The sequence below is a fragment of the Albidovulum litorale genome (genome assembly GCF_025751495.1).
GTDB lineage: Bacteria > Pseudomonadota > Alphaproteobacteria > Rhodobacterales > Rhodobacteraceae > Albidovulum > Albidovulum litorale.
The window spans coordinates 288,367-309,325 of record NZ_JAOWKZ010000002.1 but is presented as its reverse complement, the minus strand read 5'-3'; the positions used below and the strand labels follow the sequence as shown (position 1 = coordinate 309,325).

The following is a 20,959-nucleotide window of genomic DNA, read 5'->3' as shown; positions in this document are numbered from 1 at the left end:
CGGCTGGGGACCGCTACACCGCTGCTTGATCAGGACCTTTGGCCAACGGCAGTCGCGGTCACTCTTCGCCGATGCGTCTTGCCCGCGCAACTGCCGCATCAAGGCCGGTGGCGATCACCTCTTCCAGCCCCGCGCGCTCCATCGCCAGAAGGCCCGCCGCCGTCGTCCCTGCATAGTCCACCATCGCCCGCACCTGTTCGGCCGGGCTTTCCTGGCTCGCACCCAGAACCGCGCCACTGGACAGAAAGAGCTGCCGGACCGCGCGTTCGGCGGTTTCCGGCGCGATTCCCGCCGCACACGCGTAGCGGATCATGCAATCTGCGTAGAGCGCGACGAAGCCCGGCACGGGCCCTGTCATCGCGGTGAAATGATCGATATGGGCCTCGTCATCCAGCTCGTCAGTCTGACCGATGGCGGAAAAGAGCGCGTGGATCGTTTCGCGGTCGGCATCGGTAACAGCGGCAGACCCGATCCAGGGCGAATAGGCCATCCGGTCGGCGGCAGCCGGGCTCGACATCGCCCGTACGACCCGCGCCGCGCCGGTTTCTGGGCTAAGCCTTTCGCGGGTGACGCCAGCCATGACCGACACGACGAGCCGGTCAGGCGCCGTAATGCCGACCTTTCCGAAACCGGCGGGCGGAACCGACATCAGGATCGTGTCGCAAGCCCCGGCCAAGGCCATATTGTCGGTGGTGACCGCTATGCCGGGCCAGTTGTCCAAAGCCTCGGCCCGCCCCGAACGCGCCGAGATCCAGAGGTCTTCGGGCGCGATCGCACCTGCCGTCAGCAGGCCCTGCGCGATCGCGCTGCCCAACTGCCCGTTGCCGCCGACGATACCGAGCTTGCCCCTGATCCTCATGTCTCCGCCCCCTTCCTGCGCATTTCCATCTGGCCCAGCCGAACATGCCGCAAGACCTCGATCAGCATCGCCGTCATGAGCCCCATCGACAGCAGCCCGTTCGCCGCCGCCATGCCGCCAAGAAGCCGCCAGTCGACCGGCAACAGGATGTCGCCGAAGCCGAGCGTGGTGAAGGCCACAAGCGCGAAATAGACCGAACCCTCCATCGTCGCGAAGATGCCAAGCGCACGAAACGCGAAGGCCCAGACCCAAACACCTGCCGTGACCGTTCCAAGAACCCAGACCACCGTGATCGACAGCACCAGCGCCAGTTTCGGCCGGTGCGGTTCCTGAAGCAGCCAAGGCCGCGTCCGGTTCAGAAGGACCTCCAGCGCCCAGAAGGCCAGCCCCGCGATCAGGATCGTCAGCAGGATCAGGGCCGTGCCTAGCGCGATCTGGATGAACATGCCTGCCTCTGGATGCGGATGTGCCTGTAGGTCCACACCATCGCAGTTATTTCCACCAGCGTGAAGACCGATCCGGGCGCGCGGACCGTTTCAGGCCGCCCTCAGGAATGCGGTCACGGTCAGGATCATGCCGAAACCGATCACGCCTCCGCGCAGGACCCGGACCGGCACCTTGCGCGCGGCCGCCCCTCCGGCATAGCCGCCAAGCGCCGCACCGGCCATGACAGCGAAGGCATAGGGCCAGTGGACCGAGCCCCCGGCGATGTAGACCCCGCAGGCGATGAGGCTGATAAAGCCGATCACCGCGTTTTTTAGGGCGTTGGCGCGGTGGAACTCGTCCTCTCCCATCAGGATCAGCGCGGCCAGCATGATCTGCCCGAGACCGGCGCCGAAATAGCCGCCGTAGACGGACAACAGGAACAGGCTGGCAAGACCGGAAAGCCCGTACCTTGTCCTGTCGCCGGCGCGCCGGGCGACAACGAGGCGCACCTTCGGCGCGACGGCGAAGAGGAGGGTGGCGAAGCCGATCAGCCAGGGGACCGCGCTGTTGAAGATCTCCGCCCCCAGAACGACAAGCAGAAGCGCCCCGAGGATGCCGCCCGCCCCGCCGACGACGAAGGGTGCGATCAGGCCCCGGCCGATCGCCCGCAATTCGTGACGGTAGGCGGGCAGCGCGGCAAGGTTCGCGGGAACCAGCCCGACGAAGTTCGTCGCGTTCGCGACAAGCGGCGGCAGCCCGGCAAGGATCAGCGCGGGAAAGGTAAAGAACGACGCGCCGCCGGCGATGGCGGATGCCGCGCCGCCGACGGTCCCGGCAAGAAAGAGAAACAGCGTCGCGGCACCCCCGAACTCCATCCTCGCAAGCTCCTCCCTGCCCCCATCGCCGGGTGTCGCCCTGCCCAACCCCCTCGCGACGCGTTACCGCAGCGCACGGTCCGTAGCTACGGAAAACCTACGCCGGCGCTACGGATATGCGACACAATGCCTACGGCATGATCGGCACTTCTGGACTTGCGCGCCCGCCTCGCCTATCTCTGCCCGACCATGGCCGAGAAATCAGACCCCAACTACAAGGTGATCGCCGAAAACCGCCGCGCGCGGTTCGATTACTTCATCGAGAGCGATCTCGAGGTCGGCATCGTGCTGACCGGGTCCGAGGTGAAATCGCTTCGCACCGGCCAGTCGAATATCGCCGACAGCTATGCCTCGGTCGAGAATGGCGAGTTGTGGCTGATCAACGGCTATATTGCCCCCTACAAGCAGGCCGGCGTCTTCGGGCATGAAGAGCGTCGCAGGCGCAAGCTCTTGGTTTCCAAGAAGGAATTGTCACGGCTCTGGCAGGCCGTGGGGCGCGAGGGCATGACGCTGGTGCCGTTGGTGATGTATTTCAACCATCGCGGCATGGTGAAGCTGAAGATCGGTGTTGCCAAGGGCAAGAAGGCCCATGACAAGCGCGAGACCAGCGCGAAACGCGACTGGAACCGGCAAAAAGAGCGGCTGCTGAAACAGGGATAGGCGGGCATAACGGCTTGCACCCGCCCGCCTCGCCCGGATAATGCTGGGACATCCATGAAGGGGGGCATCCATGTCCGGGGACGATCCGAAAACGCTGGTATCGACAGAATGGCTTCAGGCCCATCTGAAGGACCCTGACCTGCGGATTCTCGATGCCTCCTGGTACCTGCCCGACATGGGCCGAGACGCGAAGGCCGAGTATCAGGCCGCCCATATCCCCGGCGCGCGCTTCTTCGATATCGACGAGATTTCGGACCAGCGGTCAAACCTGCCGCATATGGCACCGCCGCCGGAGAAGTTCATTTCCCGCATGCGGGCGATGGGCGTGGGCGACGGCCATCAGGTCGTGGTCTATGACGGGGCTGGCCTTTTCTCCGCCGCTCGGGTCTGGTGGAATTTCCGTCTGATGGGCAAGACCGACATCGCGGTTCTCGACGGCGGATTCCCGAAATGGCAGGCCGAGGGGCGACCCGTGGAGGACATGCCCCCGGTGCTGCGCGACCGCCACATCACCGTCAGCCGTCAGGCGCATCTGGTGAAGGATGTCACCCAGGTCGCGGCCGCATCCAAGCTCGGCGATTATGAGATCGTCGATGCCCGCGGCGCCCCCCGCTTCAAAGGGGAGGAGGCGGAGCCGCGCAAAGGGCTGCGTTCCGGTCATATCCCGAATTCGAAGAACGTCCCCTACCGCGCGGTCCTGAACGGCGACAATACGATGAAGGGCCCGGACGATCTTAAGAAGGTCTTCGCCGAGGCTGGCGTCGACCTGTCCAAACCCGCGATCACCACCTGCGGCTCGGGCGTTACTGCCGCGATCCTCTCGCTTGCGATGGAGCGGATCGGCAAGCGCGATCACGCGCTCTATGACGGGTCCTGGGCTGAATGGGGCATGTATGGCGACCTGAAGGTCGTCACCGGCTAACTGAGGAGCATCGCCATGCTGGGCACATTGAAACCGCAACCGGCGGATAAAATCCTGATGCTGATAGGCCAGTTCAAGGCCGATCCCCGCAAGGACAAGATCGACCTCGGCGTCGGCGTCTACAAGAACGCGGACGGCGTGACCCCGGTCATGCGCGCGGTGAAGGCGGCCGAAAAACAGCTTTGGGAAGTCGAAACAACCAAGTCCTATACCGGCCTCGCGGGGGAGCCCGAATTCAACGCCGCGATGGCGGCTTTGGTCCTTGGCGACGCGGTCGCGGCCGACCGCATCTCCTCCGTCGCGACACCGGGCGGCACCGGCGCTTGCCGTCAGGCATTTGAGCTGATCCGCATGGCCTCGCCCGATGCCACGGTCTGGGTTTCGGACCCGACCTGGCCCAACCACCTGTCGATCCTGAAACATCTCGGCATGAAGGTCCGGATGTACCGCTATTTCGACAACGACACCCGCGCGGTCGACTTCACCGCGATGATGGAGGATCTGGCGCAGGCGAAGGCGGGCGACGTGGTCCTGCTGCATGGCTGCTGCCACAACCCGACTGGCGCGAACCTGACCGGGCCGGAATGGCGGGCGGTCGCTGACCTGCTGGGCAAGACAGGTGCCACCCCGATGATCGACATCGCCTATCAGGGCTTCGGCGACGGGCTGGAAGAAGATGCTTCCGGCGTGCGGCTCATCGCCTCGCGCTTGCCAGAGGTGCTGATCGCCGCCTCGTGCTCGAAGAACTTCGGCATCTACCGCGAACGCACCGGTGCGCTCATCGCGCTGTCGGACCCTGCCGCGAAAGAGGTCACTCAAGGCACGCTCGCCTATCTCAACCGACAGAACTTCTCCTTCCCGCCCGATCACGGCGCGCGGCTGGTGACGATGATCCTGAACGACCCGGCCTTGCGGGCCGACTGGGCCAAGGAGCTGGAAGAGGTCCGGCTGGGCATGCTGTCCTTGCGCGAACAGCTTGCGCAAGAGCTGCAAAAAGCCTCCGGCTCCGACCGTTTCGGCTTCATCGCCCAGCATCGCGGCATGTTCTCGCGCCTCGGTGCGGCACCGGAACAGGTGGAGCGGCTGAAGACCGAACACGGCATCTACATGGTCGGCGATTCACGCCTCAACATCGCCGGTCTGAACGCGAACACGGTGCCGATCCTCGCCCGCGCGATCATCGACGTGGGGATCTGATCCCCGGCGTTCGGGGCTTTCAGAGGACACGTTCCCCCTTCTGTGGTAGGGTGAATCCAGCCATCGGGGGAGGGTGTCCGAATGAAACGCAAACCGCGTGTATCGCGCTTGTTCGTCAGTCTCGCAGCTATCTTGCTCTCTGCGGGAGCAAACCTGACGCCCATCCGTGCGATCGCGCAATCGGCGGAATGCGATCCGCAGCGACTCGCGAACCAGCACGCCTCCGTCGCCGTCTTTCGCAAGTTGCAACTGGAGGTCGCGACCCTCATGCAGGCGCAATCCGAGGCGATCCTCGAGGTCGATCATGGCATCGTCATCAGCAGTATGGATGACGGCGGCTTTTTTGGCCCGACCGGGTTTCTCGGGAAACGTATGGACAAGGGACAAAGCGCCATTCACGCCGTCCTGATTGCTGGCCGCCGCCTGCCGCTGGACGACGATGGCGCGGCAAGGCTGTCCGAAATCGAGACCAGCGCGAATGAAATCATCGCGATCGGTCATTCGATGGTGCCGCTGCTGGAGGCCGGGGACATAAAGAAGGCAACCAGCCTTTACGCGCAACGCTCAGTCCCGGCACAGGTGGCCGCCGTTGGCGCAGCCTACACAATGTCCTCCGGACTCGAGCGACAGCTGAAGCTGATGTCGCTGCGCTGCCGCTGACCATCTTCTCGCTCAGGCCACGAGTTCACCGAACGCTGCACATGCCTGACGACCGGCCGTTTTGCCAGAAAGCGCGGCGGAATGCTAAGGTCGATGCATTCGAAGGGGGAGGATAGGAAATGCGTGCGCTCGGGATGGCCCTGGCAACGGGCCTTTGTTTCACATTGTCCGGTCTGCCTGCCCACGCGCAGGAAACACCGCAGCAACTTGCGGCCCGCGCATCGGCAGAGCTGCGTCTGCTGGGTTCTTTGCAGGTCCTTGAACGCATGACGAGCCAATTGAACCATTACATGGTCTACAGCATCGAAGCGGAGCGCGGCGGCTGGCGCGCCATGGATAAGGAAATCGGAAACGACTACGTGATCCGCAGCAATGCCGACAGCGCCAAGCTGGAAGTGGCGCGGGCGCATAGCAGCATCCGGAAAAGCGACGTCGCGACCGAGGATGAATTGAAGGGCGCCGAGGCTGCGGTCGAGAATTTGAACGTTCTGATCGAATTGGCGCCTCAGATCGCCGAGATGATCCTGGCAGATGAATTTGATGCGGCGGCGGCCCTTTACAAGGAAACCGGCCAACCGGCGCGCGACCACGCCATCCGCGGCGCTCAAAGCTCAATTGGGACGGTGCAGAAGCGTCTCGGGAAGACGTTGCTGAGTATTCGCACCGCCAAGTGATCCCGAGGCCCCGGGCCTCGTCACCGCGGGCGTGATCAGCAAAAAAGCAGGGACAACCGCCCCTGCTTCTTCATTGTCCAAATACCCCCGCCGGAGGCAGGCCGCCGAGCCCCGGGGGATAGCTCAGGCGTGATAGGCGCTTTCGCCGTGCGAGGTGAGGTCGAGACCCCGACGCTCGTCATCATTGGCAACGCGCAGGCCGATCGTCTTGTCGACGATGAAGTAGAGCACTGCCGAGGCGATACCGCACCACAGGATGGTGATCACCACCGCCTGGATCTGGATCCAGGTCTGTGCCGCCATCGCATAGTCCTCGCCGCCGGTGCCGCCGAGGCCGGGCGCGGTGAAGATGCCCGTGCCGATGGCGCCGATGATGCCGCCGATCCCGTGGATGCCGAAGACGTCGAGGCTGTCGTCATAGCCCATCTTGTTCTTCACCACCGCGACGAAGAAGTAGCAGACGGCCGAGGCAATCGCGCCCAGCACGATCGCGCCCACCGGCCCGACCGACCCCGCCGCCGGGGTTACGGCGACAAGCCCCGCAACCAGACCCGAAGCCGCGCCCAGCATTGACGCTTTGCCGCGCATCACTGCCTCCAGCCCAGCCCAGGCAAGGATCGCGCCCGCCGTCGCGGTAAACGTGTTGATCATCGCGAGCGTCGCGCCGCCATTGGCCTCAAGGTTGGAGCCTGCGTTGAATCCGAACCAGCCGACCCAAAGGATGCCCGCGCCGACGAGGGTCAGCGTCATCGAATGAGGCGCCATCATGTCTTTGCCAAGCCCGATGCGCGGACCGACAAAGTAGGCGCCGACCAGCGCCGCGATACCGGCATTGATATGCACGACCGTGCCACCGGCGAAGTCCAGGGCCCCCATGTTGAAGATCAGGCCCGCGCCGTCCCAGACCATGTGGGCAACCGGGAAATAGACCACCGTAACCCAGAGCGCAGAAAAGAGCATGACCGCGCCGAACTTGATGCGTTCGGCAAAGGCCCCGACGATCAGCGCGGGCGTGATCGCGGCGAAGGTCATCTGGAAGGCGATGAAGACATATTCCGGGATCACCACGCCATCGGTGAACGTCGCGGCCATGCTGTCAGCCGTAACACCTGCAAGGAAGAGCTTGCCGAAGCCCCCGAAGAACGGCCCCGTCCCGCCGCCGAAGGCAAAGGAATAGCCATAGACCACCCAGATCACCATGACCATCGCGGTGATCATCGTGCACTGCATCAGCACCGACAGCATGTTCTTCGACCGCACCAGCCCGCCATAGAACAGCGCGAGCCCCGGCAGGATCATGAAGAGCACGAGAAGGGTGGAGACCATCATCCAGGCCACGTCACCCTTGTCCATTACCTCCGCCGCCGCTTCCTGCGCGAAGGCTGGAAGTGCCGACAGCGTTGCGAGCAGCCCCGCCAGACTTACAGATTTCATCATCGTCATCCCCTTGAAATTATCGCTCACAGCGCGTCCTCCCCGGTCTCTCCGGTCCTGACGCGCAAGGCGTCCTTCAGGTCGAGGACAAAAATCTTGCCGTCGCCGATCTTGTCTGTCTTCGCGACCTTGGCGATTGTCGCGATCACGTCGTCGGCAAGGGACGCGCTGACCGCGATTTCCAGCTTCATCTTCGGCACAAAATTCACCGCATATTCCGCGCCGCGATAGATCTCGGTATGTCCTGACTGAGTGCCGAAGCCCTTGATTTCACTCACCATCATGCCTCGGACGCCGATCGCCGTCAGCGCCTCGCGCACCTCGTCGAGCTTGTAGGGCTTGATCGCCGCTATGATGTATTTCACATCCCTCTCCTTCTGAGACGGCCCGTCGCGGGCCTCGGCGTCAGCGGAAACGCTGCGGTGCAGCATGACAAGATTTCCGACCCCTTTGGGTGAGGTGAATCCGGAGAATCCCGGTTCATTGGCAAGATTCAGGCGGATTGCCGCTTTTTTGGGCAAAGGGTGAAGTGAAACGTGAACCGGCACGGCTCCACATTCCCGCGCCATGGCTGTATGGTCGCGCCCCAAGAGCAGTATCGGGTTTTCGGAACAATGAGCAAAACGGGCGGCAAAAAACCCCCTCTGGTCGCCGAACGGCGCTATGCGAAGGCCGCCTCAAAGGCAAAGCCCAAAGCCGCGCCAAAACAGGCGCGGGCGGCGAAACCGCGCCGGGCGGCGCGCAAGGCAAGCTGGCCTGTCCGGCTGGTCACCGGATTGGTCCGGCTGATCTGGCGTGCCATATGGGGTGTCGGCTGGCGGCTTGGCGCGATGGGGGCAATCATTGTCGGCCTTTTCACGCTTTACTATTACGCCCAGCTTCCGGCGCTTGAGTCGCTCATCGACGCCCGCACCAAGGGCTCGGTCACGATGCTTGACCGTGAAGGCCGGGTTTATGCCTGGCGGGGTGAAACCTTCGGCGGGCAGATTTCGTCCGACACGGTGTCGCCCTATCTCAAGAACGCCATCATCGCGACCGAGGACAAGAGGTTCTATCGCCATCTCGGCATCTCGCCCCGCGGCATTGCATCCGCCATCCGCATCAACCTGAGCGAGGGGCGCGGGCCGCTGGAAGGCAACGGCGGATCGACCATCACCCAGCAGGTGGCGAAACTCATCTGCCTTGGCGTTCCCTACGATTCGACAGTCTGGAAGAGCGAGGCTGATTACGAGGCTGACTGCCGTGTTTCATCGAAATGGCGGAAGCTGAAGGAGGTCCCCTTCTCATTCGCGATGGAGGCGAAATACGGCAAGGCAAATATCCTCACGCTCTACCTGAACCGTGCTTATCTCGGCGCGGGAGCACGGGGGTTTGAGGCCGCCGCGCAGCGCTATTTCGGCAAGTCGGCGAATGAGGTGAATCCGGCACAGGCGGCGATGCTGGCCGGCCTTCTGAAAGCGCCGTCCCGCTATGCGCCCACGGGCGATCTGCAACGGGCGCAGGACCGCGCCTCGGTGGTTCTGGGGCTGATGCACGATCAGGGTTATCTGACCGACCTGCAATACAAGGAGGCGATCGAAAGCCCCGCAAGGCTGTCGCAGGCCGCCGAGGCCAAGGCGGGAGGCTATTTTGCCGACTGGGTGATGGATTCCGGCCCGGCCTTTCTGACGCAGGACACGACCGAAGATGTGATCGTCAAAACGACACTCGATCAAGATATCCAGAAATCGGCCGAAGAGGCGCTGGCCTACGTTTTCGACACCAAGGTCAAAGAGGGCTCCGCCGCGCAGGCCGCGATCGTGGTTATGTCGGCCGACGGCGCCGTGCGGGCTATGGTCGGCGGGCGCAAGACGCAAGTCTCGGGCGCGTTCAACCGGGCGACGCAGGCGCTGCGTCAGGTTGGCTCCACTTTCAAACCCTTTGTCTATGCCGCGGCACTCGACCTTGGCTACAACATGAACTCCTTTGTCGATGACGCGCCGATCACGCTCTACGTCAAGGGATCGGGCGAATGGACACCCAAGAACTACACGCCCGAGTTCAGGGGCATGATCACGCTGACCGATGCGCTGACGCATTCGATCAATACGGCCACCGTGCGGGTCAGCCAGGCCGTGGGACTGGAGGCGGTGCGTCAGGTCGCGGGCGATTTCGGCCTTAAATCCGATCTGGCGCAGGGGCCGGCCATTGTTCTCGGTTCTTCCGGCGCAACGCTTCTGGAGATGACAGGCGCCTATGCCGGAATCCTGAACGGTGGATCGTCTGTCCGGCCTTACGGGCTGATCGAGTTGCGCATTCAGGGCGACGACGAAGCCCTGATGGGGCAGGAAGGCGGTATCGGCGAGAGGGTGATCTCGGAAAGCGCTGCGCGGCAGTTGACCTATATGATGACTCAGGTGATCGAGCGCGGCACCGGGCGGCGGGCGCTGCTTGACCGGCATCAGGCGGCGGGAAAGACCGGAACGACCTCGGATTACCGTGACGCATGGTTCATCGGCTTCACCGCCGATTATGTGGTCGGTGTCTGGATGGGCAATGACGACAACACGCCTTTGACCGGCGTTACCGGCGGTGGATTGCCGGCTGATATCTGGCGCGAGGTTATGGTGCGGATCGAAGCCGACCTGCCCTCCACAGCGCTTCCGATGATCCGGCCCGAAGAGCTGCCGCCGCCGGTCTATCAGGGGCAGACCTACGATTCGGGACAGATCGCGCAAGGCCAGCCGATGCCGCAGCAGCCCGCGCCGCAACGGCGACAGAACGATCCGATACTCGAACTGCTGAACGCGATCCTCGGCAACCGGAACTGAACCGCTCCTCACGCGGCTACGCCTGCTCGTCGCGACGAGAAGCCCGCTTGCGGGCGCACGAGGAGCGCGCAGACTCAGCCCGCGCGCTGAAGATCTGCTGCCAGCGCGCCGATATCGCCGCGGCGCTTGTCCAGCATCGCCCCGATCTCGGTCCGTTCGGCGGCAAGCATGTTCACGCCTTCGATGATGATATTGAAGAACAGATGCTTGCCCGACTTGTCGAACACATGCCAGTCTAGCCGGAACGGCGCCTGCCCCCGCAGATGCGCGACCGAGCGCACCTCAAAGAAGCTCTTCAGCGGCCGCGCTTCCTGCACTTCGATCCTGCCACCGATGAATTCGCGGAACCGGCGACCGTATTTGCGCGAGATATAGCCCTGGAAGGCTTTGACATAGGCATTCAGATCCGACTTTGAGGCACTGCGACCCGCCGGCCCGAGAGAGCTTTGGGCGATGAAGCGGACATCGGCATACCGCACGAAGATCCGCTCGAAATCCTTGAACATCGCGGATTCGGACTTGCCCGAGGCGATGACGGTATTGACCTCTCCCACGACCTTATCGACGAGCGCCTTGGCCTGACCGGTATTCAAGGCCCACGCGCCATGAGGAAGCGCGGCCAGCGCGACACTGGCGGGCAAACCAATCATGAGGTTGCGGCGGGTCAGGTCACTGGGCATAGGGGTCCTCATACGGATCGAACACATCGGCTTCATCTTCTATGCCAAGCTCGAAATGGCGGTTCTGCAGGTAGATAAGGCGCATCTGGGCATAGCTGTCTGCGCTTTCATATAGGATTGAATCGATGGTATCGCCATATCGCTGCCGGTCCGCGACCTTCCCCCCGAGCTTCGCCGCGCCGATATAGTAGCTCTCCGGCGGGCCGGTCAGCGCCCCCACCGGATCGATGATCGCGTCGACAACGGTTCCGGCCAGATCGCGTTCGGTCGTGGGACCGGCCACGGGCACGACGAGATAGGCGCCTTCACGGACGCCCCAGACGTGGAGTGTCTCGCCGAAGTCGGTCTCGTCGGCGTAGATGCCCATTGCTGTTGCGGGATCGAACAGGCCGAGGATGCCGACGGTCGAGTTGACCACAAAGCGCACCGTATTGGTCAGCGCGGGCTTCGGCCGAACCTGAAGCACGTTGTTTATCACATCGCTTGGTGTGCCGAGATTGTCCGCGACATTGCCAAGAGTGTTCGCCACCGGCTGCGGTAAAAGCGGTTTCTTGTCAGGCTTGCCACCGCCAAAGAGCGCCCGGTCCATCGCAAGGTTTTCCTCGTGAACGGCACGGTTATGCGCCTCATGGGGGTCATTGAACTCTGCCCCCGGCTCAGGCGCCGAACACGCCCCGGTCAGCAAGAGGATTGCCGCCGACACTCCGGCAACGCCCCGCCTGTCAAAAAAACTCATCAATGGATTTCCGATCATTTTCTTTCTATCTTTCCGAATAATCGACGGCAGGGCAGAATGTCCGTTCTTTAGGCTTAAAAGCCGAATGGAGCGGTTGCAAGTAACAGACCGGAGAAGGTTTCGGTTCGGCGGGAAATCCGCCAAGGCAGGAGTGTCAGATGGCGCAGACCGACCTCAGCCGGGGGCGAGAGGAACTGGCGGCGGCGCAGGCCGAGCAACGCGGGCTGCTCTGGGCCGTCGGGCTCTTTTCAGCTTTCGTCAACCTCCTGATGCTGACCGGCCCGATCTTCATGCTGCAGGTCTATGACCGGGTGCTGGGCAGCCGGTCAGAGGAGACGCTGCTAGCGCTCTTCGCTCTCGTGGCCTTCCTCTTTGCGATGATGGGTCTTCTGGACCTGGCGCGCGGACGGGTCATGGCGCGCGCCGCCGGGCGCTATCAATCTGCACTGGAGGCGCGGGTCTTCTCGGCCGTCCTTCAACGCAGCGCGCTTCATCCCGGCGATCCGGTTGCCGCGACGGGCCTGCGCGATCTTGACGCGATCCGGCAATTGCTGGCCTCTCCGGTTTTTCTCGCGCTCTTTGACATGCCCTGGGCGCCGGTCTTCCTTGCAGCTGTCTTCATCTTCCACCCCTGGCTCGGCTTTCTGGCCATGGCTGGTGGCGCGGTGCTGATCGCCACGACCTTTGCCAACCAGTCGACGACGCGGCGCGCGGTTCTTGGCGCCACGGCCGCCAGCCAGCAGGCCGACCGTCTCTCGGACCAGCTGAGGGACGAGGCTGACCTGATCCAGAGCCTTGGCATGCGGGGGACGAGCTTCGTCCGCTGGGCCAAGGCACGGGCCGAGGCAATGACCCAGGCCGTCTCGGCGGGGGACCGGTCAGGCACGTTCACGACGTTTTCGAAAACCTTCCGGCTGTTCCTGCAATCGGCGATGCTGGCCCTTGGCGCTTATCTGGTATTGAAGGGCGAGCTGACACCGGGTGCGATGATTGCCTCTTCGATCCTCATGGGACGGGCATTGGCACCGGTGGAACAGTCGATTGGCGGCTGGGCCCTTGTGCAACGCGCCTCCGAAGGCCGCCGCCGTCTGGCCGCGCTTCTCTCTGCGGTACCGCCGCAACCGCAGCGCACCGCGCTGCCAAAGCCGCGCGCGATGCTGGAGGTCAACCAGCTGACGGTCGTGCCGCCCGGTCAGTCGGCGGCCTCGCTGCGCATGGTCTCGTTCCGTCTGGAACCGGGAAAGGCGCTGGGCGTCATCGGTCCTTCCGGCGCGGGCAAATCGACCCTTGCCCATGCCCTGACCGGTGTGTGGCGACCCGCCGGTGGCTGGGTCCGGCTGGATGGCGCGACGCTTGATCAGTACGACCCTGACGAGCTCGGCCGCCATGTCGGCTACCTGCCCCAGCGCGTTACGCTGTTCGACGGCACCATCGCCGAAAACATTGCCCGGCTGGAAGAGACCCCCGATGACGCGGCCATTGTTGCAGCCGCGCAGAAGGCCGCGGCACATCAGATGATCCTCGATCTGCCCGAGGGCTACAATACCCGCGTCAGTCAGGCTGGCGGTCGGCTGTCGGGTGGCCAGATCCAGCGGATCGGCCTTGCCCGTGCGCTTTATGGTGACCCCGTGATCCTCGTTCTCGACGAGCCGAACTCCAACCTCGACAATGAAGGCTCCATGGCGCTGAACGCGGCGATCAAGGCCATGAAGGCCGATGACCGCTCGGTCCTGATCATGGCTCACCGCCCGGCGGCCATCCAGGAATGCGACGATCTTATGATCCTCGACGGCGGATTGCGCCGGGCTTACGGCCCGCGCGATGAGGTGCTGAAGACCATGGTCAAGAATGCCAGCGAAATCACCCGGGCCAAGGGGCAGGGAGGCGTGACATGACGACGCCATCGGTTCGCGGCCCGCTTCTGCTCGGCGGCGTGGCGCTTGCCCTTCTGGTCGGCGGTTTCGGCCTCTGGTCGGTGACAACCGAGATCGCCGGTGCCGTCGTCGCTGGTGGTCAGGTGGAGGTGGAGCAGAACCGTCAGGTCGTTCAGCACCCGGATGGCGGTGTGGTCGCCGAAATCCTCATCAAGGATGGCGATCTGGTTGCGGCAGGTGATCCGCTTCTCAGGCTCGACGGCACGCTCCTTCGGTCGGAACTCACCATCGTCGAAGGCCAGTTCTTCGAGATCCTCGCCAGGCGCGGGCGGTTGGAGGCCGAGCGCGACGACGCCGAGACCATCGCCTTCCCGGAAGAGCTTCGCTCAACCAGCGCCGAACGGCCCGAGATCGCAGTGCTGATGAAGGGTCAGGAACGGCTCTTTGCCGCGCGGCGCGAGACCGAGGCGAACGAGATCGACCAGCTTCAGCGCCGCCGTGGCCAGATCGCCAACCAGATCGAGGGTATCGCCGCCCAGCGTGTTTCGGCCGACGATCAGTTGCGGCTGATCGGCGAGGAACTGGCCGACCTGAAGACGCTGCTAGACCGGGGGCTGACCCAGGCTGGCCGGGTGCTTGCGCTGGAACGCGAAAAGGCGCGGCTTGCCGGATCGGCGGGGGAACTGGACGCCGCGAAGGCCGAGGCCGAGGGCAAGGTCACGGAGATCGACATCGAGATCCTGAAACGCGGCAGCACGCGGCGGGAAGAGGCCAACAGCCAGCTTCGCGATCTGGGTTATCGCGAACTGGAACTGGCAGAACGCCGCCGCTCGCTGACCGAACAGATCGACCGACTGGAGATACGCGCACCGGTTTCAGGCATCGTCCATGCGCTTCAGGTGACAACCCCACGCTCGGTCATCCGTGCCGCCGACCCGGTGCTTTTCCTCGTGCCGCAGGACCGGCCGCTGGTGATCGCGGCCCGCGTCGCGCCGATCAACGTGGACGAGGTGCAGATCGGACAGGAAGTCACTTTGCGGTTTTCGGCCTTCGACAGCCGCACGACGCCCGAGCTTTTCGGTCAGGTCGCCCGTATCTCGGCCGACGCGCTGACCGACGAGGCGAGCCAGCTCAGCTACTACCGCACAGAGGTCGTGCTGGAACCGGACGAACTCGACAAGCTTGCCGGTCAGGCGATCATCCCCGGTATGCCGGTCGAGGTCTTTATCCGCACCGGCGACCGCACACCGCTGGCCTATCTCGTCAAGCCGCTTGCCGAGTATTTCAACCGCGCCTTCCGCGAAAGCTGAACGTTACGACTGTCGTCAGCCCAGCTAAAGCCGACGAATACCGGTCGTGGCTTTCAGGAATGGGATTGAGGCGGTTTTCATGGAACAACCCCGTGTTGATTTTTGACGTTCGATTACCCGTTAAGTTGTTGTTCTGATTTGCTAATCACTCTGATACGCTACCCTCGCGCGAGCTGTTGTTGAAAACACCTGCCCGCCGCGACGGGGTTCTGACGCGGCCATCATGAAGTGAGAATGCCGTGAAGAATGTTCCTACACTGGTTTGTATAGCAGCAGCGCTGTGGTTATCCGCTTGCGCGGGGCCAGCTCCGAAGGCAGCGGCGATAAGCGCCGAAGCACAGAGAAGCATCAATGTTACGCAAGTGACCGTTGACGTTGCGCCAATCGGAGCGGCCAGCCAAGGCAGGGTGTTATCCGCGCGGCAGATCGAAGCTGCGGTGCAAAAGGCAGCGAACGATGTGCTTGTCGGGGTCGGGCGCGGAAACCGAAGATCGAGGCTTCACATCGAAATCGAGAGTGTCAACATCCTATCGGCTGGCCAAGCCTTTATGATTGGTGGTGAAAGCGTCATGGAAGGTCGTGTGACAATTCGTGACATTCAAAGCGGCGCCGTCCTAATGCCTCCAACTAAGGTCAGTTCCGGCGGGGGTGGTTGGGTTCCGGGTGGTCTGATTGCCGTCGCGACACTAGATGAGCCGGAGGTTGAGTTGCGTCAGTTGTCTCAGGAGTTTGCGGCACGCATCTGGACACTAGTTGAGGGGCCAACAATGGCACCTGGCGCGGTGGCGCAAAAGCCCGTCGGCGCGGCCACGCAGAGGGCTCTTCCTAAAAAGTGTCAGAATGACGCCAACCGCGACTCACCGCAATGCAAGCCGTATTTCGCGGAATAAACGGGAAAGCCTTGGCGGGGCGGGTCAGTGTCAGCTGCCTCGCCCATCATATGTGATCCGGCCGCCGCAGATTGTCAGCGCTATGTCCATCTCGCCGATCTTATCCGGTGCGGTCGCCTCGATATCGCCGGACAGAACGACGATATCGGCGGCTAAACCGGGTTTCAGCGTGCCGGTCACATGCTCTCGATGCGCTGCCCAAGCGCCGCCTGCCGTATAGGCGTGCAGCACCTGCATCAGGGGTACACGCTCGTCCGAAGCGCCGGGATAGGCGGGGCGGGTCAGGGCGGCGCCGATGCCGCGCATCACCGATATGTCGGTCACCGGCCAGTCCGAAGCGAAGGCGAGCGGAGCGCCCGCCTCGGCCAGCGTGCGACAGAGATAGGCGTCCTTAAGCCGGTCGGCACCGATCGTGTCGAGGGCCGGATAAAGTGCGAAATCCATTGCTCCCGGCGCGTGAGGCGGTTGCAGAGAGGCGGTGATGCCGAGTGCGCCGAGACGCGGAATATCAGACGGGTCGATCATCTCGATATGCTCGATCCGGTGCCGGCTGTCGCGCTTGCCATTGGCTTTCTGTGCCGCTTCGTAGCCGTCGATCGTGGTCCGGACCGCGCCGTCGCCGATTGCGTGGACGGCGATCTGCAGGCCTCTCCGGTCGATCTCGGTCGCGATCTCGTTGAACCGCGGGCCGGGGAACAAGGGTTCGGAATGGTAGCCGGGCCGTCCGGGGTAGGAATCGAGCCGGAACGCGGTACCTGAATCGATCACCCCGTCCATGAACATCTTGACGAAACCCGAGGTCAGCCAGTCGTCGTCAAAGTCGCGGGTCATCGCATCGGCACGGTCGAGCGCCGAAAGGTCCATGTGCGGCTTGAAGTGGAACGGCACCTTGACCCGGGCGGTCAGCTTGCCCTCGGCCTGCAGGCCCCTGAGCAGGTCGAGCGTATAATGGTTGCCGTCCATGTTTACCATCGAGGTGATGCCATGCTTCGCCGCATGGGCGAGGCCATTGGCGATCTTGGCGCGGTCGATGGCCTGTTCGGCCTCACTGGGCCAGGGCGAAGGTTCCTCGCCCGTCGCGATGCCGAGATTGGGGCGCTTTTCGCCGCCGATGGCGATGACCGGGCCGAATGCCTCAAACTCCCTGAGTTCGCCGGTGGCAAGCCCGTCAGCGCCCATCACCACCTCGTGCCCGTGGGGCATCTCCGCACCCTCAAGGATACCCGCGACCCGCAGCGCGGCGGTGTTGGCCCAGACCGTGTGATGGTCATGCGCGCAAATGGCGATGGGACGGTCGGGGATGATCCGGTCAAGGTCATGGCGGGTCATCGGATGGTCGAGGATCGCGTAATGCCCGCCCTGCGCCATCAGAAGCGGCGCGTCGGGGTTTGCCGCCGCGAAGGCATGGAACGCCCGCGCGAGCGCGTCCTCGCCTTCCACGTGCGTCAATTGCAGATGGGCGAGTTCGGCGCCGCCGAAGAAAAGGTGCAGGTGGCTTTCGAAGAAACCCGGCAGAAGCGTGGACCCTCCGCAATCGATGACCTCGGTATCCGAAAGCGCCATCCTCTCGATTTCGGCACGGTTTCCCACTGCGATGATGCGGCCATCGGAAACGGCAACCGCCTCGGCGCGGGGACAGGCCGGGTTCATCGTCAGGATACGTGCATTCGTAAGGATCAGGTCGGGTGTCATGGCAGGCCTCTTGCGGGACGGTTTGGACAGACCGGTTCCCCGCCCGCGTGTAAGGGCGGCAGGTAAGAAGCCGGGCCGAGCCGCAGCCTACAGATATTCGTGCAATTGAAACAGTGTCTTGTAGCCCATGAACCGGGCTGCGGTGCTGTGTCCGAAAATCACGTCTCGCGCCCGGTAAGCGGGAGGGTATTCAGGATGGGCGGGTTGAGACCCGCCCGACCGTCCGCAAGCATTGGATCAGTTCACAAGACCGGCGTGACGCATGGCTGCGTCGATTTTCGCCTTGGTTTCGGGCAGGAGCGTGGTCAGCGGCATGCGCACGTCTTCCGAGCAGAGCCCAAGCTGCGACAGCCCGTATTTCGCGCCTGCCAGACCCGGCTCGATAAAGATCGCCTCATGCAACGGCATCAGCCGGTCCTGATAGGCAAGCGCGGTGGCGTAATCGCCTGCCAAAGTCGCTTCCTGAAACTCCGCGCAGAGCTTCGGCGCGACATTGGCGGTGACCGAGATGCAGCCGACGCCGCCATGGGCGTTGAAGCCAAGCGCGGTCGCGTCCTCGCCCGAAAGCTGGACAAAGTCGCGCCCGCAGAGCGCGCGCTGCTGGCTCACCCGCTCGATCTTGCCGGTTGCGTCCTTGACCCCGACGATGCGCGGCAGTTTTGCCAATTCACCCATCGTCTCGGGGCTCATATCCACGACCGAACGGCCGGGGATATTGTAGATGATGATCGGCAGCGTGCAGGCGTCGTGCATCGCCTTGAAATGCGCGTAAAGCCCGCGCTGGGTGGGCTTGTTGTAATAGGGCGTCACGACAAGCGCCGCGTCCGCGCCGGCCTTCTCGGCCCCGCGGATCAGGTCGATCCCTTCCTCGGTCGAATTGGACCCGGCCCCGGCGATGACCGGGATGCGGCCCGCGGCGGCCTTGACCACCGCTTCGATCACGCGGACATGCTCTTCATGGCTCAAGGTCGGGCTTTCACCGGTCGTGCCGACGGGGACGAGCCCGTGGCTGCCTTCGGCGATATGCCATTCGACGAGTTTCTTGAGCGTGTCCAGATCCAGCTCGCCGTTCTTGAACGGCGTGACGAGGGCTGGGAAGGACCCTTTGAACATGACACGCTCCTTTGGTGTGGCGGGCGAGACTCGCCCGGTTGAAATCGCGCGGAACCTATAGCGATTGTCTGCCGTTGCCAAGTTTGTGTGTTGCGGGGGCGGGCGGGCGCCCATATCCTTGGAAAAAACCAATCGAAGCAGTGATAAACATGATCCGCAATGCCCTGCGTGCCGCGCCCTTTGCGCTGGCCCTCCTTCTGCCCGTGATGGCCCGTGCCGATGATCCGGCGGGGTTCCGCGCGGCGCTATCCGCGGCCGATCAGCGTGACTGGGCCACGGCGGTGGCTACGGCCCGCAAGGCCGGGCCTCTGGCCGCAGCTGTGATCGACTGGGAACGCTTGCGCGATGGCAACGGAGCGTTCGGCGAATATGTCGATTTCCTTCAGCGCCATCCCGACTGGCCAGGTTTGCCGCTTCTGCGGCAAAAGGGCGAAGGCGCTATTACCGCCGACACCTCCGCCGATGTGATCATCGGTTATTTTTCGGCGCTGAAACCGCAGACCGGGATGGGCAGCCTCGCGCTGATCGCTGCCTATCAGGCGCGTGGTCAGGGTCAGGCGGCGGCCGAGGAAGCGGTGCGCGCTTGGCGGACGCTTTCGCTTACAGGTGCCGAGCATGACCTTTTCGTCGCCCGCCATGCCGCGATCCTGAAAGATCACCATGATGGCCGCACTGCCACACTTCTGCGCGAGGGCAAGGTCGCCGATGCCCGCCGCATGCTGCCCCTGAACAGCGCCTATACCCGCGCGCTGGCCGAGGCGCGCATCGCCCTTCAGGCCAGCGATCCCGGCGTGGACGGGCTGATTGCGAAGCTGCCGGAAACGGCAGTGAATTCGGGTGGGCTGGCCTATGACCGGTTCCGCTGGCGCATCCGCAAGGACCTTTATGACAGCGCAGATGAGCTTCTTCTGGAACGGTCGGTCAGTGCCGAAGCTCTTGGCGATCCGGATCAATGGGCCGACTGGCGCCGACGTCTTGCCCGCAAGGAGATGCGGGAGGGCGATGCGCGGCGCGCCTACCGGATGGCGGCTGAACACCATCTGAGATCGGGTTCGGATTACGCCGATCTGGAATGGCTTGCGGGTTACATCGCCCTGCGCAAACTCGGGGATGCCAAGACAGCGCTTGCGCATTTCGACCGGTTCCAGAGGGCCGTAAACGGCCCGATCAGCCTGTCGCGCGCCGGATACTGGCGCGGTCGCGCCTATGAGACGCTGGGAATGCCGGGCGAGGCGCAGGCCGCCTATGCCGAAGGCGCGCGGTACCCCACGGCTTTCTATGGGCTCCTCTCGGCTGAAAAGGTCGGCCTGCCGCTGTCGCCCGCGATGGCGGGGGGCGAGACCTATCCCGACTGGCGCAGTCAGCCCTTTGCGCAGTCTTCGGTCCTTCTGGCTGCGCGGGAATTGATGGCGGCTGGCGATGAAACGCTCGCCGCGCGATTCTTGCTACATCTGGGCGAGGGGCTTTCGGGCTATGAAATCGGTGCGCTCGCCGGGATGGCGGTCGAGGCGAAGGAACCCTATGTCGCGCTGTCGCTCGCCAAGGCGGCAGCCGAAAAAGGGGTGATCTGGCCCTCGGCCTACTTCCCGGTGCCCGCGCTGTCGGGGCTTGACCTGCCGGTGCGTCCCGAATTGGCCTTGTCCATTGCAAGGCGGGAAAGCGAATTCAATCACCGTGTCATCTCGCATGCCGGGGCGCGGGGGCTGATGCAGGTGATGCCCGGCACGGCCGAGATGATGGCGAAAAAGATCGGAGTCAGTTACGAGAAGGCGAAGCTGACGACGGACTGGCAGTACAACGCTCGGCTGGGGGCGGCCTATCTCGACCAACTGGTAGACGAATTCGGCAATTCGCCTCTCTTGGTCGCGGTGGGCTACAATGCCGGGCCGGGCCGCTCGCGGCGCTGGATCGCGGAATTGGGCGACCCGCGTGCCGAGGGCGTTGATCCGATCGACTGGATTGAGGCGATTCCGTTCCGCGAGACACAGACCTATGTGATGCGTGTCGCGGAAAGCCTGCCAATCTACCGCGCGCGTCTGTCGGGGCAGACGGGGCCGCTTGATTTTATGAATGAACTCAAGGGACGGTGATGGTGGCGGGAAGGATTTTGGTCCAAAATCCTTCCGGCGCAACGAAGGTGCGAATGC

19 protein-coding genes are annotated in these 20,959 nt (G+C 63.6%); 10 read left to right on the top strand and 9 right to left on the bottom strand.

The features are described from left to right. Positions 1-58: 58 nt before the first annotated feature. From OEZ71_RS07375 to OEZ71_RS07365, 3 genes are all read right to left on the bottom strand, one after another. The gene (locus tag OEZ71_RS07375) at positions 59-859 is read right to left on the bottom strand and encodes a pyrroline-5-carboxylate reductase family protein (RefSeq protein WP_263739304.1); all 801 of its coding nucleotides are present in this window, start codon (positions 857-859) and stop codon (positions 59-61) included. Continuing rightward, positions 856-1,305 carry an ion channel gene (locus OEZ71_RS07370; RefSeq protein ID WP_263739303.1) on the bottom strand — a complete coding sequence of 150 codons (450 nt, stop codon included), beginning with the start codon at positions 1,303-1,305 and terminating at the stop codon, positions 856-858. Before OEZ71_RS07370 ends, OEZ71_RS07375 begins: the two co-directional genes overlap by 4 nt. Positions 1,306-1,395: 90 nt before the next feature. Further along, the gene (locus tag OEZ71_RS07365) at positions 1,396-2,160 is read right to left on the bottom strand and encodes a sulfite exporter TauE/SafE family protein (protein WP_263739302.1); all 765 of its coding nucleotides are present in this window, start codon (positions 2,158-2,160) and stop codon (positions 1,396-1,398) included. A gap of 189 nt (positions 2,161-2,349) precedes the next feature. Between OEZ71_RS07365 and smpB the strand changes: the two genes are divergently transcribed. The 5 genes from smpB (at position 2,350) to OEZ71_RS07340 (ending at position 6,273) form a co-directional block, all read left to right on the top strand. Beyond that, complete coding sequence (gene smpB, locus OEZ71_RS07360; RefSeq protein WP_263739976.1) at positions 2,350-2,820, top strand: SsrA-binding protein SmpB; 471 nt, start codon at positions 2,350-2,352, stop codon at positions 2,818-2,820. 70 nt (positions 2,821-2,890) lie between these two features. Further along, on the top strand, positions 2,891-3,742 hold the full coding sequence (gene sseA, locus OEZ71_RS07355) for a 3-mercaptopyruvate sulfurtransferase (RefSeq protein ID WP_263739301.1): 852 nt from the start codon (positions 2,891-2,893) through the stop codon (positions 3,740-3,742). 15 nt (positions 3,743-3,757) lie between these two features. Beyond that, positions 3,758-4,939 carry an amino acid aminotransferase gene (locus OEZ71_RS07350; protein WP_263739300.1) on the top strand — a complete coding sequence of 394 codons (1,182 nt, stop codon included), beginning with the start codon at positions 3,758-3,760 and terminating at the stop codon, positions 4,937-4,939. An 81-nt stretch (positions 4,940-5,020) separates the two neighbouring features. Further along, a complete protein-coding gene (locus OEZ71_RS07345) occupies positions 5,021-5,599 on the top strand; it encodes a hypothetical protein (protein WP_263739299.1) in 579 nt (192 codons plus the stop codon). Between the two features lie 119 nt (positions 5,600-5,718). Further along, on the top strand, positions 5,719-6,273 hold the full coding sequence (locus OEZ71_RS07340) for a hypothetical protein (protein WP_263739298.1): 555 nt from the start codon (positions 5,719-5,721) through the stop codon (positions 6,271-6,273). A 123-nt stretch (positions 6,274-6,396) separates the two neighbouring features. On the opposite strand, the gene OEZ71_RS07335 is transcribed toward OEZ71_RS07340, so the two are convergent. Beyond that, positions 6,397-7,707 (bottom strand): ammonium transporter, encoded by a 1,311-nt coding sequence (locus OEZ71_RS07335; protein WP_263739975.1) that lies wholly within the window; start codon positions 7,705-7,707, stop codon positions 6,397-6,399. Positions 7,708-7,733: 26 nt separating this feature from the next. Continuing rightward, on the bottom strand, positions 7,734-8,072 hold the full coding sequence (locus OEZ71_RS07330) for a P-II family nitrogen regulator (RefSeq protein WP_263739974.1): 339 nt from the start codon (positions 8,070-8,072) through the stop codon (positions 7,734-7,736). Between the two features lie 249 nt (positions 8,073-8,321). Between OEZ71_RS07330 and OEZ71_RS07325 the strand changes: the two genes are divergently transcribed. Continuing rightward, entirely contained in the window at positions 8,322-10,517 is a 2,196-nt protein-coding gene (locus tag OEZ71_RS07325) for a transglycosylase domain-containing protein (RefSeq protein WP_263739297.1), read from the top strand. Positions 10,518-10,591: 74 nt separating this feature from the next. Here OEZ71_RS07325 and OEZ71_RS07320 read toward each other — a convergent pair whose 3' ends face one another. Together OEZ71_RS07320 and OEZ71_RS07315 are read right to left on the bottom strand one after the other, a co-directional pair. Then, entirely contained in the window at positions 10,592-11,197 is a 606-nt protein-coding gene (locus OEZ71_RS07320) for an MlaC/ttg2D family ABC transporter substrate-binding protein (RefSeq protein WP_263739296.1), read from the bottom strand. Next, positions 11,187-11,933: an MlaA family lipoprotein gene (locus OEZ71_RS07315; RefSeq protein ID WP_263739295.1), complete on the bottom strand. Its 747-nt coding sequence runs from the start codon at positions 11,931-11,933 to the stop codon at positions 11,187-11,189. Before OEZ71_RS07315 ends, OEZ71_RS07320 begins: the two co-directional genes overlap by 11 nt. Before the next feature lie 158 nt (positions 11,934-12,091). Here OEZ71_RS07315 and OEZ71_RS07310 point away from each other — a divergent pair, with 158 nt between their 5' ends. The 3 genes from OEZ71_RS07310 (at position 12,092) to OEZ71_RS07300 (ending at position 16,007) form a co-directional block, all read left to right on the top strand. Beyond that, the gene (locus tag OEZ71_RS07310) at positions 12,092-13,828 is read left to right on the top strand and encodes a type I secretion system permease/ATPase (RefSeq protein WP_263739294.1); all 1,737 of its coding nucleotides are present in this window, start codon (positions 12,092-12,094) and stop codon (positions 13,826-13,828) included. Then, positions 13,825-15,117 carry an HlyD family type I secretion periplasmic adaptor subunit gene (locus tag OEZ71_RS07305; protein WP_263739293.1) on the top strand — a complete coding sequence of 431 codons (1,293 nt, stop codon included), beginning with the start codon at positions 13,825-13,827 and terminating at the stop codon, positions 15,115-15,117. Before OEZ71_RS07310 ends, OEZ71_RS07305 begins: the two co-directional genes overlap by 4 nt. Before the next feature lie 362 nt (positions 15,118-15,479). Then, positions 15,480-16,007 (top strand): hypothetical protein, encoded by a 528-nt coding sequence (locus OEZ71_RS07300; RefSeq protein WP_263739292.1) that lies wholly within the window; start codon positions 15,480-15,482, stop codon positions 16,005-16,007. A 30-nt stretch (positions 16,008-16,037) separates the two neighbouring features. Here the strand turns inward: OEZ71_RS07300 and OEZ71_RS07295 are convergent, their stop codons facing one another. Beyond that, on the bottom strand, positions 16,038-17,699 hold the full coding sequence (locus OEZ71_RS07295) for an amidohydrolase (RefSeq protein ID WP_263739291.1): 1,662 nt from the start codon (positions 17,697-17,699) through the stop codon (positions 16,038-16,040). Positions 17,700-17,936: 237 nt separating this feature from the next. Next, the gene (gene dapA, locus OEZ71_RS07290; RefSeq protein WP_263739290.1) at positions 17,937-18,812 is read right to left on the bottom strand and encodes a 4-hydroxy-tetrahydrodipicolinate synthase; all 876 of its coding nucleotides are present in this window, start codon (positions 18,810-18,812) and stop codon (positions 17,937-17,939) included. 149 nt (positions 18,813-18,961) lie between these two features. On the opposite strand from dapA, the gene OEZ71_RS07285 reads away from it, so the two are divergent. Then, on the top strand, positions 18,962-20,902 hold the full coding sequence (locus OEZ71_RS07285) for a lytic transglycosylase domain-containing protein (protein ID WP_263739289.1): 1,941 nt from the start codon (positions 18,962-18,964) through the stop codon (positions 20,900-20,902). Positions 20,903-20,959: the final 57 nt, after the last annotated feature.